The organism is Bacillus sp. S3 (genome assembly GCF_005154805.1).
Classification (GTDB): domain Bacteria; phylum Bacillota; class Bacilli; order Bacillales; family Cytobacillaceae; genus Neobacillus.
The window spans coordinates 5,159,005-5,177,231 of sequence record NZ_CP039727.1 but is presented as its reverse complement, the minus strand read 5'-3'; the positions used below and the strand labels follow the sequence as shown (position 1 = coordinate 5,177,231).

The 18,227-nt window shown below is 44.2% G+C and carries 20 protein-coding genes; 15 read left to right on the top strand and 5 right to left on the bottom strand.

Going from position 1 to position 18,227, the window contains the following annotated elements:
- Window positions 1–106: 106 nt before the first annotated feature.
- Entirely contained in the window at window positions 107–1,153 is a 1,047-nt protein-coding gene (spoIID, locus tag FAY30_RS24680) for a stage II sporulation protein D (RefSeq protein ID WP_149872320.1), read from the top strand.
- A 526-nt stretch (window positions 1,154–1,679) separates the two neighbouring features.
- On the top strand, window positions 1,680–2,642 hold the full coding sequence (locus tag FAY30_RS24675) for a nuclease-related domain-containing protein (protein WP_149872319.1): 963 nt from the start codon (window positions 1,680–1,682) through the stop codon (window positions 2,640–2,642).
- Between the two features lie 108 nt (window positions 2,643–2,750).
- Here FAY30_RS24675 and FAY30_RS24670 read toward each other — a convergent pair whose 3' ends face one another.
- Window positions 2,751–3,176, bottom strand: coding sequence for a VanZ family protein (locus FAY30_RS24670; RefSeq protein ID WP_149872318.1), 426 nt, complete (start codon window positions 3,174–3,176; stop codon window positions 2,751–2,753).
- Between the two features lie 177 nt (window positions 3,177–3,353).
- Between FAY30_RS24670 and FAY30_RS24665 the strand changes: the two genes are divergently transcribed.
- A complete protein-coding gene (locus tag FAY30_RS24665) occupies window positions 3,354–4,190 on the top strand; it encodes a stage II sporulation protein SpoIIQ (RefSeq protein ID WP_149872864.1) in 837 nt (278 codons plus the stop codon).
- A 275-nt stretch (window positions 4,191–4,465) separates the two neighbouring features.
- Window positions 4,466–6,598, top strand: a complete 2,133-nt coding sequence (locus FAY30_RS24660; RefSeq protein ID WP_149872317.1) for a penicillin-binding transpeptidase domain-containing protein — start codon at window positions 4,466–4,468, stop codon at window positions 6,596–6,598.
- A 642-nt stretch (window positions 6,599–7,240) separates the two neighbouring features.
- Here the strand turns inward: FAY30_RS24660 and FAY30_RS24655 are convergent.
- Window positions 7,241–7,561 carry an MGMT family protein gene (locus FAY30_RS24655; RefSeq protein ID WP_149872316.1) on the bottom strand — a complete coding sequence of 107 codons (321 nt, stop codon included), beginning with the start codon at window positions 7,559–7,561 and terminating at the stop codon, window positions 7,241–7,243.
- A 648-nt stretch (window positions 7,562–8,209) separates the two neighbouring features.
- Here FAY30_RS24655 and spoIIID point away from each other — a divergent pair.
- The 5 genes from spoIIID to FAY30_RS24630 all read left to right on the top strand — a co-directional run bounded on the left by spoIIID (window position 8,210) and on the right by FAY30_RS24630 (window position 11,602).
- Window positions 8,210–8,482, top strand: coding sequence for a sporulation transcriptional regulator SpoIIID (spoIIID, locus tag FAY30_RS24650; protein ID WP_149872315.1), 273 nt, complete (start codon window positions 8,210–8,212; stop codon window positions 8,480–8,482).
- Window positions 8,483–8,668: 186 nt separating this feature from the next.
- Window positions 8,669–9,670, top strand: coding sequence for a rod shape-determining protein (locus FAY30_RS24645; RefSeq protein WP_149872863.1), 1,002 nt, complete (start codon window positions 8,669–8,671; stop codon window positions 9,668–9,670).
- A 449-nt stretch (window positions 9,671–10,119) separates the two neighbouring features.
- Complete coding sequence (locus FAY30_RS24640) at window positions 10,120–10,443, top strand: DNA-directed RNA polymerase subunit beta (RefSeq protein WP_149872314.1); 324 nt, start codon at window positions 10,120–10,122, stop codon at window positions 10,441–10,443.
- Between the two features lie 87 nt (window positions 10,444–10,530).
- On the top strand, window positions 10,531–10,965 hold the full coding sequence (fabZ, locus tag FAY30_RS24635) for a 3-hydroxyacyl-ACP dehydratase FabZ (protein ID WP_149872313.1): 435 nt from the start codon (window positions 10,531–10,533) through the stop codon (window positions 10,963–10,965).
- 301 nt (window positions 10,966–11,266) lie between these two features.
- A complete protein-coding gene (locus FAY30_RS24630) occupies window positions 11,267–11,602 on the top strand; it encodes a hypothetical protein (protein WP_223820847.1) in 336 nt (111 codons plus the stop codon).
- A 144-nt stretch (window positions 11,603–11,746) separates the two neighbouring features.
- Here FAY30_RS24630 and FAY30_RS24625 read toward each other — a convergent pair whose 3' ends face one another.
- Window positions 11,747–12,010 carry a hypothetical protein gene (locus FAY30_RS24625; RefSeq protein ID WP_223820846.1) on the bottom strand — a complete coding sequence of 88 codons (264 nt, stop codon included), beginning with the start codon at window positions 12,008–12,010 and terminating at the stop codon, window positions 11,747–11,749.
- Window positions 12,011–12,148: 138 nt separating this feature from the next.
- Window positions 12,149–12,580: a YwpF-like family protein gene (locus FAY30_RS24620; RefSeq protein WP_149872312.1), complete on the bottom strand. Its 432-nt coding sequence runs from the start codon at window positions 12,578–12,580 to the stop codon at window positions 12,149–12,151.
- 243 nt (window positions 12,581–12,823) lie between these two features.
- Between FAY30_RS24620 and FAY30_RS24615 the strand changes: the two genes are divergently transcribed.
- Window positions 12,824–13,201, top strand: coding sequence for a single-stranded DNA-binding protein (locus FAY30_RS24615; RefSeq protein WP_149872311.1), 378 nt, complete (start codon window positions 12,824–12,826; stop codon window positions 13,199–13,201).
- On the top strand, window positions 13,185–13,409 hold the full coding sequence (locus tag FAY30_RS24610; RefSeq protein WP_149872310.1) for a hypothetical protein: 225 nt from the start codon (window positions 13,185–13,187) through the stop codon (window positions 13,407–13,409). Before FAY30_RS24615 ends, FAY30_RS24610 begins: the two co-directional genes overlap by 17 nt.
- A 489-nt stretch (window positions 13,410–13,898) precedes the next feature.
- Here FAY30_RS24610 and FAY30_RS24600 read toward each other — a convergent pair whose 3' ends face one another.
- Window positions 13,899–14,312, bottom strand: a complete 414-nt coding sequence (locus FAY30_RS24600) for a helix-turn-helix domain-containing protein (protein ID WP_190284772.1) — start codon at window positions 14,310–14,312, stop codon at window positions 13,899–13,901.
- Between the two features lie 229 nt (window positions 14,313–14,541).
- Here FAY30_RS24600 and FAY30_RS24595 point away from each other — a divergent pair, with 229 nt between their 5' ends.
- From FAY30_RS24595 to FAY30_RS24580, 4 genes are all read left to right on the top strand, one after another.
- Window positions 14,542–14,961, top strand: a complete 420-nt coding sequence (locus FAY30_RS24595; protein WP_149872307.1) for a hypothetical protein — start codon at window positions 14,542–14,544, stop codon at window positions 14,959–14,961.
- Between the two features lie 387 nt (window positions 14,962–15,348).
- The gene (locus tag FAY30_RS24590) at window positions 15,349–16,467 is read left to right on the top strand and encodes a 3D domain-containing protein (RefSeq protein WP_149872306.1); all 1,119 of its coding nucleotides are present in this window, start codon (window positions 15,349–15,351) and stop codon (window positions 16,465–16,467) included.
- Window positions 16,468–16,765: 298 nt separating this feature from the next.
- Window positions 16,766–17,827, top strand: coding sequence for a hypothetical protein (locus tag FAY30_RS24585; RefSeq protein ID WP_149872305.1), 1,062 nt, complete (start codon window positions 16,766–16,768; stop codon window positions 17,825–17,827).
- A 62-nt stretch (window positions 17,828–17,889) separates the two neighbouring features.
- Window positions 17,890–18,147, top strand: a complete 258-nt coding sequence (locus FAY30_RS24580; RefSeq protein WP_149872304.1) for a DUF3949 domain-containing protein — start codon at window positions 17,890–17,892, stop codon at window positions 18,145–18,147.
- Window positions 18,148–18,227 lie beyond the last annotated feature (80 nt).

Genomic DNA, 18,227 nt, shown 5'->3' with positions numbered 1-18,227 from the left:
TAAAAAAATCTGTAATAAATGCTTGTCCGCTTCCATATGTATGAATGGAGACGCATCTCGGCGCGGGTCGGTGCCGGGTGCGAATTTACAAACTGGAGGCACAATCATGAATAAAATCAAACCACTCATCCTACTAGCATCAATTCTTTTTGCCCTAACCCTCATTGTACCCACTGTGCTCGTGCTGCCGTTTGCGGATAAGCATCAGGCGAGCGGAAAATTAGGAGAGGATATAACGAAAGCCTCTGCTAAAACGAAAGATGCGAAGGCGGCCTCTACCGCAGACTCAGAGACAGCAGTAGATGTGGCTGTGTTCCGTTCCTCAAAGAAAGTCATTGAAAAAGTCCCATTTGAAGATTACCTTGTTGGGGTTGTAGCGGCAGAAATGCCTGCAGAATTTAAGGAGGAAGCCCTAAAGGCTCAGGCGCTGGCGGCAAGGACGTATATCGTGAACAAATTAATAAGTAAGGATACGATGGGCGTGCCAAAGGGTGCTCAGGTCACGGATACTCAAATCCATCAGGTATATAAGAACGATGAGGAAATGAGGAGAGACTGGGGCAAGGACTACAGCTGGAAAAAGGGGAAAATAATAGAGGCCGTCCGGGCGACGAGCGGACAAATCTTGACCTACGATGGAAAGCCGATCGATGCTCTGTTTTTCTCCACCGGTAACGGCTACACGGAGAACTCTGAAGATTACTGGTCCGGCAATATCCCTTATCTACGAAGCGTATCAAGTCCATGGGATAAAAAGTCACCGAAGTTTTCGAGTCAAAAAGTATTGACCGTTAAAGAGTTCGAAGCCAAGCTTGGTGTGAAAATAGGAGCGGGGTCAACAATTGGAAAAATTGTTGAGCGCACGACCGGAAAGCGGGTTGGAAAAGTAGACTTCAATGGAAAAGTCTTATCAGGGCCGGATATCCGGACAAAACTTGATTTGAGGTCGTCCGACTTTGCTTGGGAGCGTAAGGGAGACTCGATTGTCGTCACAACAAAAGGCTTCGGTCACGGCGTTGGCATGAGCCAATACGGCGCAAACGGCATGGCGGAGGAAGGCTCGGATTATCAGGAAATTGTGAAGCACTACTATCAAGGTGTCGAAATTACTTCAGCGGAGTCAATGCTCGCAACGATAACAGCACAGAAATAAGCTAGTTGAGCCAGGCCAGGTTTTTGAGGGCCTGGCTTTTTGGTGGGGGGAGTGTGGAGTTGTTGATAAAAGTGTAGAAGTTGTTGATAAAGTTCGAAAAGTCGTCGATAAACCGTCGGAAGTGGTCGATAAAAGGTTCAAAGTCGTCGATAAAGAGCTAGGAGCTTAAAAAGAGGTATCTGAAAAGGGCATGGCAAGAGGATTGGATCAGGAAAACAATGACCATGCCAGGCTAATCGCCTGGCTTTTTGGTGGGGACATGGTGGAGTTGATGATAAAAGTGTAGAAGTTGTTGATAAAAGCTTCAAAGTTGTTGATAAAATTCGAAAAGTCGTCGATAAACCGTCGGAAGTGGTCGATAAAAGGTTCAAAGTCGTCGATAAAGAGACGGGACTCTACCCAAGGGGGATCTGAAAAGGGTGAGCCGTTATAATGTTCACAGATTAGTCAAAGAATAGTGTCGATGTTTGAAGGTTTTTAGCGGTGAAGGGGGAATTTTTAGTAAAAAGAAAGGAATGATGCAGAGTTGATAGCTAAAGAATGTTTACCTCCAGTAAGAATTCACCAGTACGAAGCACTTGACCCACGCCTGGATCCCTCACATCCCATCCGACCGACACTATTAACCGAATATAACAACTGGATGGCAGGATACAAAGGAGAGAAATCACTCATCTTCTATCTAAGCATGCTGCCCGAGGAAAAGTATCATATCTTCCACAACCTTCGCCTTCAATTAGGCAGCTATTTTTTTCAAATAGATATTTTACTATTATGTACCGCATTTGGGCTTGTAGTTGAAGTGAAAAATCGAACAGGAGAGTACTTTTTTCAAAAATACCTCAATCAAACCACCCTTAAAAATCAACGGATTAGTAATCCGGTCCTACAGGCAAGAGTTCAAGCGCTAAAATTAAATATGTGGCTGCAAAAATATCATCTTCCAGCATTTCCGATCCACTATCTTTTCGTCAACAGCAACGAAAAAGCAACGATCAAAATTGAACATGGGAACGAACAAATTCTTCGATACATATGCAATAGTGAAGGATTGATAGAAAAAATCACTCAAACGGCGAATTTTAATAAGAAGGAGATACTAGTTCAGAAAGATTTGCGCAAAATAAAACGGCTGCTTTTAACCAATCATACTCCTGACATTCTTGACATACTGAACCATTTCAACCTCATGGAGCACGAAATCCTTCCTGGTGTCTTTTGTCCAAGATGTGATCATTTACCAATTACCTATATATATGGCACCTGGAATTGCCCCGAATGTGGCTGCAAGTCTAAAACCGCACACATCCCCGCCGTTAACGACCATTTTCTATTAATAAAGCCCACAATTACCAACTCTGAGCTGCGGCAATTTTTACATATTTCATCACCTAGAGTAGCAAACTACCTTCTCCAGAACATGGACTTAACCGCTACAGGAGAGTATAAAAGTAGAATTTATACGCCAAACCATTCTCTTTGGGTTTAACGCCCAATCGTGCTGACTTAGGATTCACGAATGAACTCCGGCTGAATTCTTCGAAGCAGCGCAAAAACGAGTTCCCTTACCCAACTTCGTCATTGCGCAAAAACAAAGTTAATTCGCCCGAAACCGCCTAAGTACTCCCGCCAGCCGCGCAAATTTCCTTTTAAACAATGCCCCGCGTATAAAATAGTAGCACACGGCTATTCCGGTAAAGTCCTTTACTAGGTCAAACCATGAGGCAGAGCGGTAGGAATAGAAGGATTGGTGGATTTCGTCGCTTACGCCGTAAAGGGCGGCTATCAGGGCACAGGCCATGTTCAGCGCGGGTGTGAACGAATGGCGCCGGGTTAAAAACGCGAGTACGAGCAGGACATACAAGATGGCGAACTCTATTAAATGAAGTGATTCCTTGATTGTATGGTCGATCGTAGAATCCGGGAGCCGGACAAAGTGGTCCGCGGGCAGGCTCGACATCGTCCAAATCGCAGCCATATAGAGAACGGGCAGCACACGCAGCACCCATTTCGTAATTTTCATAAAAAGTCCCTCCTATAAGTATGGGGAAAAACCCCTGTTATTCCACGCCTGAAAAAATTTTTTTACCCAGCATGCATAAAATCATTCACACTGTCGAAAAATAAGTTTTAAAAAAATTTTTTGACTAGTGTATATAATTCTACTTATCTGTTCAGAATGATTGCTGAGGTGATGAAAATGAGAGAGGAAGAAAACAAACGATCTTCTCAAAGTTCCAGCGTAAAACGCTTTTTCAAAAAGCGTTGGGTATTTCCAGCCATCTATATCGCAAGTGCAGCAATCATTTTAACCGGGGTTCTTTGGTATCAGGCGAGCAGCAGCAACACCGATAAGTACGACTACAAGTCTACGGACCTTACCGGTAAAAAGAACCAAACACCAGCAGTTGAAGTCAACAAACCATTCGAAAACTTCAAAATGCCAGTGGCTTCGGCAGACGATGCTGTCGTAAAAGTGAAATTCTATGATTTCCAAGGCAAAGCAGAAGATCAGGAAGCGGCATTAGTATTCTATAACAACCGATACGAGCCGAACCAAGGGATCGACATCACAGCGAAAAACGGCGAAACGTTTGATGTTCTTGCATCACTCAGCGGAACCGTTACACGTGTGGAAGAAGATGCAGTCCTCGGGAATGTCATCGAAATCGAACACGACAAAGGTATTGTAACACAATATCAATCCGTCAATGAGATAAAAGTGAAGGTTGGCGAAGAAGTAAAACAGAACCAAGTCATTGCCAAGGCTGGGCAAAGCTTGTTCAATGAAAAAGCTGGAACACATGTACATTTTGAAATTCGCAAAGACGGCGTAGCGGTTAATCCAACAAGCTACTTTGACAAGCCGCTAAGCACATTACAGGAAGAAAACGTTACTGACGACAAAAAATCTATCGAAACTCCAAGCCAAAAAGAACAAAAAAAGCTTGAAGACATCGAGAAGTCGACGGATGACGAACAGTCAACCGACAAGGAAGACAACTCTTCAAATTCTAAAGAAAACAAAAACTCTTAATATCGTACCAAAGGGGAAGGGGAATACTTTTCCTCTTTTTTTTTTGGAAAAAAAATATCCGGCTAGAGGCCGGATATGTTAAAAGGGGGTTTTAAGTGTGAATACACATATTGTACCCCGTATCTATGAACAAAATATGAATAAATGGTGAATGTTTTTGTAAAATCACTAGAATAGGACTATCCGATTATTTCTATATAAATCCAGTAAATAGACTGGATTTTTTCCTGTTTCTAGCATAAACGTTTATAATGGGGAGAAAGGGAGGGATTTTTTTGAAAAAAATACTAGCGATTCTGTTCCTGCTATTGGTGGTTGCCGGCTGCAGCAAGGAACCGACGCCGGAGGAGCGATTGTCCGAATACATAGCCCTTTGGAACAAGCAAAAGTTTGATAAGATGTATGATTACCTTTCTAAAGATGCGAAACAGACGATCACCGAAGAAGAATTTACCACCCGCTATCAAAAAATCTACGAAGACCTACAGATTAATGACCTCAAGATTAACTTCAAAAAACCAAAAAAGGATAAAAAGGCTGAGAAAGAAGCCAGCTATTCTTTTACTGCAAAAATGAGCAGTATCGCAGGAGCTATTCAATTTACCCATAAAGCAAGGTTGCAAGAGGAAGAAAGAGACAAAAAGAAGAACTGGTATGTCGACTGGGATACGGAGTATATTTTTCCAGAATTGAAAGAGGGCGATACGATCGGCCTGAGTACGGTGGCGCCGAAACGCGGGGAGATTCTCGACCGCGACGGGGACGGGCTGGCGGTGAATGGCCAGGTGTATGAGGTTGGAGTCGTGGCCGGAGAGCTGGATGCGGCGGTGCTGGAGTCGTTGTCGTCGCTTTTGAAGATACCGAAGGAGCAGATTAATAAGGCGCTCGGGGCGAGCTGGGTGAAGCCGGGGCTGTTTGTGCCGCTGCGGAAGGTGTCGATGGACGAGCAGGAGCGGATTGCGCAGTTGATTGCGCTTGAGCCGGTGCAGACGCGGAAGGTCGAGGCGCGGGTGTATCCTTACGGCGAGGCGGCGGCATCGCTTGTGGGCTATGTCGGGCCGATTACAGCGGATGAGCTGGAGAAGCGGAAGGACAAGGGCTATACGAGTCAGGATGTGATTGGCAAGCGCGGGCTTGAGCAGGTGCTGGATGAGCAGCTGAAGGGCACGAGCGGCGTGAAGATTGTGATTAAGAAGAAGGCAGCGGAAACGGGCGCGGCTGGTGAAACGGGCGGATCGGAATCGGAGACTGGTGAAACGGCTGCGTCTCAGAAAGATGTGGTGCTGGCGGAGAAGCCGGTGGCAGATGGGAAGGATGTCAAGCTGACGATTGACGCCGATGTGCAGGCGGCAGTGTATGCCGAGATTTCAGGTGGTTCTGGTGCTAGTGCTGCAGGCGAAGGAGGCGCGGACGGAACGGCGGCTGGTGCTGGTGAAACTGGAGGTACTGCTGAAACTGGAACAGCGGCCGTGATGAATCCTGTGACTGGCGAGACGCTGGCGCTTGTCAGCAGCCCGTCGTTTGATCCAAATCAAGCGGCGCTTGGGATGTCCGCAGACGAGTGGAAGGCGCTCCAGGAGGATAAGCAGCAGCCGCTGCTGACGCGGTTTAAGCAGGCCTATGCGCCGGGCTCGGTGATGAAGCCGCTGACGGCGGCAATTGGACTGGCGAATGGGGCAATCAAGCCTGAGGAGGCCGTGCCGATCCTTGGGAAGCAATGGCAAAAGGATCAATCGTGGGGCGGCTACTTCGTGACCCGGGTGCATGTGGGGACAGAGCCGGTGAATCTGGAGCGGGCCCTCGTTTACTCGGACAATATTTATTTTGCCCAAGCGGCGTTGAAAATGGGAAAGGGGCCGTTTGCCGACGGGCTGAAGAAGTTTGGCTTTGAGGAGGAGATTGCGTATACGTATCCGCTTGAGAAATCGGTGACCGGTGCCCTTGGCAATGACATTGCGCTGGCAGATTCGGGATATGGGCAGGGACAGGTTCAGATGAGCATTGTGCACTTGCTGGCGTCGTATACGCCGTTTGTGAGCGGAAATGGCGGGAATATGATGAAGCCTGTGTTATTGGCGGATGAAGAGAAAGGCCAAGTGTGGAAGGAAGCGGTAGTATCTCCTGCGAATGCCGAGTTGATTGCGGCGGATTTGCGAAAGGTTGTCGGTGACGCGGCTGGGACGGCACATGCCGCGGAAATAGCAGGCTATCCGTTGGCGGGCAAGACGGGGACGGCGGAGATGAAGCAGAAGCAGGGCGAAGCCGGAGTGGAAAACGGCTGGTTCATCGCCTACAACACGGAGTCGCCAAGCCTGATGGTCGCTATGATGGTGGAAGGCGTCCAAGGCCGCGGCGGTTCCGGAATCCCCGTTAAACTCGTCAAAAATATTTTTGAGAAAATCAAATAGAAGTGTAGTGTCTGGTTTTAGGTGTGTGGGTTAAAAATAGTAATGGTAAACCGTGAGCTTTGCTTGGGATACAAGTAAAGCTTTTTCTTTTTAGGGAAATTATAGACCTCATTCATTTAAAAGAGAGTGCGTGTCGGAGGGGGAAGAGAGGGAGCGGGATTTCACGTTCGCTGGTGGAAGAATGTTATCCGCTAATTGAAGCGAGCTATCCGCTGATTGGACTCCACTTTCGCTAATAGAAAGAGCGTTATGCGCTGATAAGCAAAGCGTTTCCGCTGATTGAAGCGAGTTATCCGCTGATTGGACTCACTTTCGCTAATAGAAAAGCGTTATGCGCTGATAAGGAAAGCGTATCCGCTAATTGAAGCGAGCTATCCGCTGATTGGACTCCACTTTCGCTAATAGAAAAGCGTTATGCGCTGATAAGGAAACCGTATCCGCTAATTGAAGCGAGTTATCCGCTGATTGGAATCACTTTTGCTAAAAGAAAAGCGTTATGCGTTGATAAGGGAAGCGTATCCGCTGATTGAAGCGAGTTATCCGCTGATTGGAATCACTCCGATATAAAACTCTCCACTTACACCACTTAAAGTGAATCCAGGCCCACTCCCACGCCTATGCCACACACACCGGCACTCCTAACTATTTTCCAAAATACTCAGGCTCCCATTTGTATTTCTTCAAATCGATGACCCCGTTCAAACCGACTTGAACCCCTTCTGCTTCAAGCGACATCCACTGCTCATTGTAGGATTCATCCTCTTGGATGGCGATTTGCCCCTTCGCGTTAATCACACGATGCCACGGAAGGCGATGCTTCCGGCTCATCGAATGAAGAATCCGGACGACCTGCCTGGCAGCTCGGGGACTTCCGGCGAGCCCGGCAATCTGGCCATAGGTCATGACCTTGCCCTCGGGGATCGTGCGAATAATTTCAATGACCTTTTCAGTAAATGGCGTCACGGTCACCAGTCCTTTCTAAATGTGCAATTGGCGAATGAGCTTGCAAACGTTGCAATAGAATTCATCATAAGAACATTATATATAATTTTAAAAAAAGACAAGGGGAGAACCATGCCAATCTGATAACAAAGAGAGCCCGTCATGGTCAGATTGCGGCCTGCTTTAGGCAGTAAAAGTGATGATTAGTTGGTTAGAATAACGTTCATTCGCAATCTTTCGCTCGACAAATTTCTCGGGAAATAAGCACAGCCAATTACTATTTCCATGTGCAAACCCTTGGTATTCCTGGATTTCCCCGAATGTCGAAAAAAGCAAAATTGTCCTATTTTCAAAAAACTTTCTGAACGCCTTGTCCTGTTTGTGGATTTTGTGCATAAACCCGTATCCAAGCTAATAAAATGGTTACAAACCTTTACAAAGAGAGTGTTTGAGGTGAAGAGTCGTTTGAAGTTAACGGACATTCAGTCGGGGACATGATTAGTCATAGTATAATCAGAAAGTACATTACTTTCTGCCGCATGGTGGTAATAGTGTAAACGGTGTCAGGCACCTATAACATTATTTGTATTGTGCGGATGCAGTATTCGTCGAAGTGATAAGCGGGTCTCATTTCACATTTCTCACATCCATATTAGGGAGGGCGAGAGTGTGCACGATTACATCAAAGAGAGAACTATCAAGATTGGAAAGTATATCGTGGAGACGAGGAAAACGGTTCGCGTGATTGCGAAGGAGTTTGGCGTATCCAAAAGTACAGTCCATAAGGATTTGACAGAGAGGCTGCCTGAAATTAATCCAGAGCTGGCAAACGAGGTTAAGGAAATATTAGATTATCATAAATCCATCCGTCATCTCAGGGGCGGCGAGGCGACAAAAATGAAATATCAAAAAGAAGAAGCGGAAGGAGAGGCTGTTAAATAAGCAGCCTTTTTTTCTACCGGGAGTCGTTCAATAGACCCTTTTTAAAAAAAATCCTCCTATACCGACACATTTCCACAAAAGTCTTCGAATTTTTAAGTTATCGTTATGGAAATTTTAATGAATATGATACAATATACAATTAGGAAAAGTATGTGGATTTGGTTTCCAAGGAGGAAAGAAAAGAGAATGTTTGCAAGGGATATTGGAATTGACCTAGGAACGGCCAACGTGCTGATTCACGTAAAAGGCCGTGGAATTGTACTGAATGAACCTTCCGTCGTGGCAATAGACAAAAATACAAATCGTGTTTTAGCAGTTGGTGAGGAAGCCCGCCGCATGGTCGGCCGGACACCAGGGAACATCGTGGCCATCAGACCGCTGAAAGACGGCGTGATTGCGGATTTTGATGTAACAGAAGCGATGTTAAAGCATTTTATTAATAAGTTAAACGTAAAGGGCTTTTTATCGAAGCCGCGTATCCTGATCTGCTGCCCAACAAACATTACAAGTGTTGAGCAAAAGGCTATCAGGGAAGCTGCCGAAAAGAGCGGCGGCAAGAAGATTTATTTGGAAGAAGAGCCGAAGGTGGCGGCAATCGGCGCCGGAATGGACATCTTCCAGCCAAGCGGGAACATGGTAGTGGACATCGGGGGAGGAACGACAGATGTTGCAGTGCTTTCAATGGGCGATATCGTGACTTCTTCCTCTATCAAAATGGCCGGCGACAAGTTCGACGCGGAAATCCTAAGCTACATCAAGCGCGAGTACAAGCTCTTGATCGGTGAGCGTACATCAGAAAATATTAAAATCAACATCGGCACAGTCTTCCCAGGGTCTCGTTCAGAGGAAATGGAAATTCGTGGCCGTGACATGGTGAGCGGTCTGCCGCGTACGATTACCGTTCGGTCTGAAGAAATCGAAGGTGCCCTTCGTGAATCGGTTGCCGTGATCGTTCAAGCTGCAAAAAGTGTCCTTGAGCGCACACCACCAGAGCTTTCTGCTGACATCATCGACCGCGGCGTCATCTTAACAGGCGGCGGAGCATTGCTGCACGGCATCGACATGCTGCTTGCGGAAGAGCTGAAGGTCCCTGTATTAGTTGCCGAAAACCCAATGGATTGCGTTGCAATCGGGACGGGCATTATGCTAGACAACATCGACCGCATTCCAAATCGCAAGTTAGGGTAATTTTTTGGAAAAAGTGCTTCATCTAAATGGGGATTTTTAAGAAAAATACTTTCCCATCCAAATCGGTTGATTTCATCGGGGAAAATAATGGTCTTACGTGGTATGACATCTTACCACAGTGTGTAAGTTCTACCTAACAATATTTGGAAGACAATTCCTTCGAAAAGTCTAATGAAGCAGGCTGGGCTGGCCTCAATCATTGGGCTTTTTTATTTTTTTGCTCGGGTTTCCAAATTTCCCCGAACCCCAAAATCCCGCTCCAATCGTCAAATTTTGAGCCATTTTTGCAAGAAATGACTTTTTTCTGTAAAAAATTAATGTCTAATGCTGTATAATTTTTTATAATAGAGATAATGAACTTTTTAGATTAGCAATTTTTATAAAATAAATCGGTTATAATATGTAATAACTCGCGGAATGAACGGAATCCGGTTAAAGGGGAATTAGGAATGTCTGTAGATAATCTGAATCACCAACAAGCACGAACGAGGGAAGAATATAAAAAGGCAAAGCTCGATGAGGATCAAAAGAGCAAGAGCGAAAAGTTGCAGGCGGATGGGGAAAAGGCCGCGGCCGCGCCGCATTCAAATAGGCGGGTCCGGATTCGCTTAATCCCGATTTGGCTTCGTCTGCTTCTTTTAGTTGTCTTGATTTTTGCCAGTGTGACGTCTGGTGCAGCCGTCGGATACGGGATGCTTGGCGGCGGGAAAATGGCAGATGTTTTTAAACAATCAACTTGGACACATATACTCGATTTAGTCGAGAAGAAATAATCGGGAAGGGCCTTGCGATTGCCCTTCCCTTTTGTATGCCTTTAATAGTAAAATAGGGAGTAAATACTAGTAGGAGGTACTAATTCTATGCTCGATATCGAACAAATCAAAGAAATTATTCCCCACCGCTATCCCTTTTTGCTGGTCGATCGCATTTTGGAAGTGGAAGAAGGAAAAAGAGCCGTCGGCATTAAAAATGTTTCCGCCAACGAAGAATTTTTCAATGGGCATTTTCCCGACTATCCGGTGATGCCTGGCGTTTTAATCGTAGAAGCACTTGCGCAGGTCGGCGCTGTCGCTGTTTTGAAAAAAGAAGAAAACCGCGGCCGCTTAGCCTTTTTTGCAGGCATCGACAATTGCCGCTTTAAAAAGCAAGTCAAGCCCGGCGACCAGCTGCGCCTTGAGGTCGAAATGGTGCGCCTGCGCGGACCAATCGGCAAGGGCAAAGCTGTTGCAACCGTTGACGGCGAGATTGCCTGCGAAGCCGACATCACCTTTGCATTAGGCGAGAAAAAGGAATAATTCCGCGCCGAAGCGTGCTAGTTGGATAAGTGAACAGTAAGTAGACTAACCGTTAAACACAAGATTTCCCATAGGAAATCTTGTGTTTTTTTGTTTTTGGAAGAGATCTATTGGACAAAATAGCGTTGGAATTGAGGAAATGTCCATTAGAAGGGATCTATTGGGCAGACAAGCGCAGGAATGAATGAAGACAATGCCCCTTTAGCCATTGGATAAAGATTCCTGTAAACATTTATAAAGCAGTGGGGATGCTAAAAAAAGACCATTTTAGGTCAATTTTGTGGTGAAAGGGGCTTTTCGCTTGAAGAAAAAGTTATTCTTAATGCTTGCCGGATCACTCTTCTCGGCTGTATTGCTAGTTGGCTGTAACAATGATAATCAAAATCCGCCACCGCCAACGAATAATAATGTTAACACACCGGCAGATAACGATTTAAATGATAATATGAATAACAACAGGAATAACAACCTGGATAACAACTTAAATAACAACCTAGACAACAACCGTCACTATCCAGAGTCAGAGGACAAAAACACACCTACAGACAAAGACCCTGGGAAGGACAACAACACACCAAGGGAAGATATCATCGAGGATGACATCGACCGCAACGACCGAGACAACAAAGACGAGTAAAACCGAACAAAGACAAACAACCGGACAAAGAACAAAAAAAACAAAAAAAGTCAGGCACCGACTCCGGTGCCTGACACCCTTACCAACATAAGGATAGTGACTACTCCATTAATGGTGCCTGACACCCTTTCTAACACACTGAGGTTAGAATGCTCCGCCGGTGGAGAATAGGAATGCTGCGACAACGATTAGGAAGATGAATAAGATATATAGCAAGATTGCCACGATGGTTATAATCCACCCGAGGACTTTCCGTCCAGTTTTGATCAAGTAAATCCCTACAGCAATTGGACCGAAGATTAATCCTAAAATCGCCCATAGCCAGCGGCTCTTATTATGCTTCGGCGCGTCAATAAATAAATAAATAGCCATAATTAAACTGATAATAATTCCAATAGAACTTTCCACTTTATTACCTCCTTTTACAATATTTGAACAATACTAATAGTATCGCTAGGATTTGTCAAAAAATCAACAAAAATGTAAATCCTCCCTCTTTTTCGCCACAATAAAAACCAGCGCGAGGACTGGTTTGTGGCAAATCGATTACGGATTTTTTACTTTAATTTTTGGCTTACTCTTCATTTTTTCTTTAAATTCAGTGAGAAGTTCTGCTCCTGAAAGCCCTTTTTGCATCAGGTTGTCGAGCAGGAGCTCGGAATAATCACTTTTATTGCGGCGTAAATGGCCTTGAAATAACACACTTATATAGTTTTCGAATTTTAGCAAGTTGCAAATCTTCGTTTGAAAATAGGCAGGGGCGTTTTCTTTTTTTGTAATCACCGCTTCGACAATGATGTCGCGGTTTTGCTCGGAAATTTTTTTGAAATAATCATAAAGGGACAGGTCGGTATAAGCCTCAATCAGCCAAGTGGAGCGATCATCTTCTTTATTCAAAATCAAACCGTCGACCAACGGAACCTCAACCGCAGCGTCTTCTTCCACAACATCCAATGAGTATAACTTAAAAGTTTTCATGCGATCCTCCTGTTCATTTTTCCTAAATTATAACATACAGCGGGAAAAAGCAAATGTCGAAAAATATCTGGCCATATTTCGATAATATGCGATAAATGGAAAAAGGACCCCTTATATTGACAAAAAACTCCTCGAAACTGCAAAAATTCCGACAAAAACCTCCCTGATAATGGCTTTATCGCGATTTTACAACAATTCCATCGAGGGGCTATGATTAAGCCATCACCGAAAGGAGTTGAAGACATGATCAATCAGGTTACACTTGTCGGCCGATTAACCCGTGATCCCGAGTTAAACAAGACGCCGGATGGGACGGCTGTCACCCAAATAACGGTGGCAGTAAACCGCCATTTTCGCAACCATAATGGAGAAATTGAAGCCGATTTCGTTCAATGTACGATATGGCGAAAGGCAGCGGAGAATACATGCCAATATTGTCGAAAGGGGTCGATTGTTGGAATTACCGGCAGGCTGCAAACCCGCTATTATGATAATCGTGAGGGCAAGAGGGTGTACGTCACCGAGGTAATTGCGGATGCGGTTCGCTTCCTGAGTGCCAAACCGAACAATTCTCCTCCTGAGCCAAAGAAGGAGGAAGTGCCAATTGGAAATGAAAGATGAAGCCGCCAGAAACCTGGAGCAACTGCTGGAAAGCTTAATAAAAATGGTTGGAAAAGCAAATAAAAACGTCGACAGCTTGCAAAAGCGCGTCAATCAGTTGGAATGGCTAATAAGAGAGCAGGAACTAGAATTCAAGCAACGAGGCCCCACCCAAATTTACTCCAGACACCCACACGAACATGCAAACAAATTTCCTATACATCTTTGAAAAAGTACAGTATTCGACAATTTACACCACAGATCTACTTCATGAGTTGCTTTATTTTTGGAAAAAACATCCCCGCAACGGTTTCGGTTGTTAGAGAAAATCAAACATCCCTCCGTCATCATCTCCAAATTTCCGGCAGGTTAGCTGCCGGATTTTTTTTCGTTAAAATGCTGGCGCGAACAGGGGGTTTTTGAATTTGCAAATAATAGGGGCAGATTTAAAATAAAGGGTACCAAATCACAGGCTGGTTGCAAACATGCGAAGCGGCCGCGGAGATTATTTTCAAAAAAATATAAATTTCCATGTTTAAAAATCAGCCAGTGGGGAAAACTATTAGAAAAACCCCCCTGTTTTTTTTTATGAAGCCGCTGAACTTGTGTCAGCGGCTTCTTTGTTTTAGCTGGGAAGAAAGTATAAACTTTCATCCTGCGCATAAGAGCAACTACGCATCTGTCAGCGCCTAACGGCTCGCCAATCGGCGAGTTTTCTTTAGAATTTGTCTTTATGTCTCTTTTCTAACTTAATAAAGCTTGTAATAGCATCTGAAAAAAAGCGCCTGCGTTTCGGTCCGACGAGGGAAAGATCGACGAGGGCCTTTTTTAGTTCCGGTTCATTTTCCAAAAGCTGAAGGATCCTGCCCATATCGGGATCCTCCGGGTTTTCCTTCAGTACGTAGCCCGGCGCCTCGACGTTTGGCAGCAGTCGATCAAGCTCCTCGACCAAATACTCCTTGTCTACCTTGTATACTTCTGCAAAACGAATGACCGTTTGATAATTAGGAATTGCTTTGGCATTTTCATAGCGACTAACCGTTGAACGGTGCATATTCATCATGCTTGCAAGTGTTTCCTGCGACCAGTTTTGCTTCTCGCGAAGTTCCTTTAATTTTTCCGATAAAGCCATCTTTTTCACCGCCGTCAAAACCATTGATGTTTTAAACTTAGCGGTTTAACGGTCTGTAGGGCGCAATTGTGCCAGTTACGCACATTTTTAAATGTGGGAAATATGCACGGTCATAAAAAATACATATTTTAGAAGTTTGGTTGGCAGGGGAAAGAAAAATTATTGTCGAATAATAATGGGCGATTATTGTAAAAATTAATCGATTACTGTAAATATTGGGGGTATTTTTTTGAGAAAAATAAATTCTATAATCGTCCTGGGAAAGCAGGTCGACAGCCGGGATTCACCCATTACATCTAAACCGAGCTTTCATGATGCACTCCAACTTACACATCAGTCACCCACATCATCAAAGGACTCTTCCTATCAATCTTTTCCTCTGGAAGACGGCACTCATATTTCTTTGCATTACTCTGATTATACATTCGAGGCTAGCCTTGAAAACCGAACAATAAGTATTTCCAAAGACGGCGGCACTCTAACGGAAGAAGAGGCCTACGAAGAACTGTCCCATTTTATTATGAAAGAAGGAACAAAGGTTTCCTTCCTGGCACTTCCCCCTCATCGGAAAACCCGGCCAAGAAAGCGGAAGAATGAGCGCGTCCTGGAGGAGAGGAAGAAACTGGAGGAGGAACTAGGGGAGGAATAATATATACATTCTAGGAAATTCAAACAACAAGAAAATACTTGAACGGGATCGAGAAGACGACCATCACCTCGCTCCATCGTCTACAAAAACAGTAATATATCTAAATCTAAAGAAAAGGTTCCGGATGGTTGATGCATCCTGAACCTTTTTTGTGTACCATGTCCACCCAAGATGGACACTGTCCACGGATGGTGCCTGACACCCTTTGTACTATTTGCACCGTGATAAAAGTACTGATTTATTTGTCCCAAAGATAGACGCTGTTATGCCACAGTTTAGACACTTTTTCGTGAAATAAGACAAATTGTGATACACTTTTAATATTTTTGTAACATAACTGGTACATTGTTTTGATATAACTAGGTTACTAAGGAAAGGAGAAAGTGTATGCAAACGACTAGCAAGCGTATCACTCTCGTGTTACTTACATTGATGTTATGTGTATCAGGTTCAATGGTTACATATGCACAAACAAACAGCGATGCCCTACATAATGCACAGCAGCAGCTACAAGAAAAAAGTAGATTAGTAGAGCAAAAGGAACAAGAAAAGCAATCGGTAAATAAAGAAATACAAAATATTCAACAAGAATTAGAATCTCTTTACAGTGAGATTACAAAGAACAAAGACGAAATGACAAAGACTCAAGCGAAAATCGATGAAACGAACAAACTCATTGAAGCGAAAAAAGAAGAGATCGTTGTGCTTGAGGACAAAATGCTTGGCCGACAAGATATTATGAAAAAACGTGCGGTTGCGATGCAGCAAAATAGCAATGTCAATCTCATTGTCAACCTATTCTTTGAATCTGACAGTATCTCAGACTTTATCCAGCGGGCCAGTGCTGCGTCCACATTAATGGATGCGGATAAAGATATTTTGACAGCACAAAAGGCTGACTTGAAACAGATTGAAAAAGATAAAGAAGAGATCGATCGTCAAGAAAGAGTATTAGAAGAAGGACAAGAGGCGCTGGCTGCACAGCAGACCGTACTTGATCAAAACATGCAAAAAAGACAGCAATCGCTGACTGTCATGCAAGAAAAGTATACTCAAATCGCACAGCAAGTGGCACTTGCCGAGCAAGAAAAGGCCGGCATCGAAGGCCAAATGAAAGATATTCAAGCAAAAATCAGCATGGAGCAGGCAGCGGCAAAAGCACGGACTGCATCAGCAGCGCCAGCTTCATCGTCTCAGAATAATATTGGTGTGGCGATAAAAGGAAAAGAAATGTACGTGACGGCGACTGCTTATACTCCATTTGACGGAGGAACGATTACGGCAGCAGGCTACGATATTGCCGCCAATCCGAATATGAAATTGATTGCCGTCGATCCATCGGTTATCCCTATGGGCAGTAAAGTATGGGTAGAAGGCTACGGCGTGGCTGTTGCCGGCGATACTGGCGGCGCAATTAAAGGCCACAAAATCGACGTGTTAATGCCAACAAAGGCAGCCGCGTATGCTTGGGGCAGAAAAACCGTAAAAATCACCATTCTAGAATAGAACGTTACTTCGAGAAACGAAAAGTTCCAAAAAGAGATCTAACACTTCAAAAAAGCGTTAGGTCTCTTTTTTTATCCCTTTTCCCTCCTATACCCTCATTTCCCACCTTTAAAACATCAATATATGAGAAACGGTGCCTGACACCCATTCTAATGTTTTGACGGTGAAAAGGTGGTTTTAGGTGGTTAAGGTGGTTTTGGGCTGTGGATGTCTTTTTTTATTTGTCTTTTTTGTTTTTGTCAATTGGATATTTATGTTAAAATGGAACTATAAACAGATCGGTTCCCAGGAGGAAAACATGCTAACGATTCCGAAAAAGAAGTGGCTTTGGTTCGGCTTATTACTGTCCTTGGTGTTAGGTTCAAATGTGATAGTTTACCGGGTTGAGTGGGCGGCCCCGCTTCCATCAGGAATGGCCTTGGGCTCCTTATTCGACTTCATCATTACCACCCCTTTACTCGTTTACCTTTTTATCATCCGAAAGCGGTACTCCCTTAAAACTCTACTGCCCGTCATGCTTGCGGGGTATGGCGCCGCGGTACTAATTATTCCACAAGGCCACATGTCAGACTATTCGTTTGTAAAATATATCGTATTTGCCGGTGAGGGAGCATTCCTCCTAATTGAACTTTACATTGTCTATCAACTAATCGTGAGAATACCGGCAATCTTGAAAAGCTACCTTAATGCCGCAACCGCCAATCCAACTTTTCATCATCGCATGGCGGAAGCATGGAATCAGCATCTGGAATCATCGAGGATGCGCGAGATCCTTTTTTCAGAAATGGCGATGTATTATTACAGCTTATTTTCGTGGAGAAAAAAGCCGGTAAATGATGCGCAAACGTTCACGTATCATAAAAAAACCGGAGCCATCGCCGTCTACGTCATGCTGATTCACGCAATTGTATTGGAATCGGTAGGGTTTCACTTCTTGCTTCATTCGTGGAATCCCACTGTAGCCATCATTGCATTAGTATTAAACTTGTACACCTTATTTTTCTTCGTGGCAGAAATTCAGGCAATCAGGCTGTGCCCCATTAGGATTACCGATCAGCATGTCTATTTGCAGGTCGGCATCACGAGGCAGGTAACCGTTCCTCTTGAGGAAATTAAAAGTTTTCACTATTATCAAGGCCCTGAAAAATTAACAAAAGCGGAAGCAAGACATGTTTTCGATGCAACCGCAGCGGATTTTATAAAAGAAAAGCCTACGTTTGAAATCGAGTTTCATCAACCGCTCGAGGCCAGCTTTATGTACGGAATCAAGAAAAAAGTGAGCAAGGCACACCTCCGCCTCGATGAGCCGCAGCAATTTTATCAATTACTTTCGGAAAAAATACGCGAGAGGGACATATAATCCAGTAAATCGTTGCGTCGCATGTATTACTTTTTCAAAAAAATAAAAAGGGGTTGAACTGAATGGGTTTATCGGTGACGTTATGGGCGCTTGGCGGCTACGTTCTATTATCGTTATTGTTGCTGCCAATGCAGTATTCCTATATTAAGGAATTGAAAAAGATGGATAAAAAGCGGCGGGAGCAAGGAATCAGGCAGGATGAAATGTATGATAAAATGAGTTTTGAGGAGCAGCAGTTGAGTTTTAACGCACAAGGAAACTTTATATTTATCGGCGCCAACGTGTTCGCCACACTCCTGTATAAATTAAAAAATAGATAAATTACGAAAATGGCTATCAAGGTGATAGCCATTTTTTATTTCAATGGATTTCGTGTATGAAAAAAACCAGCCCTTTGATG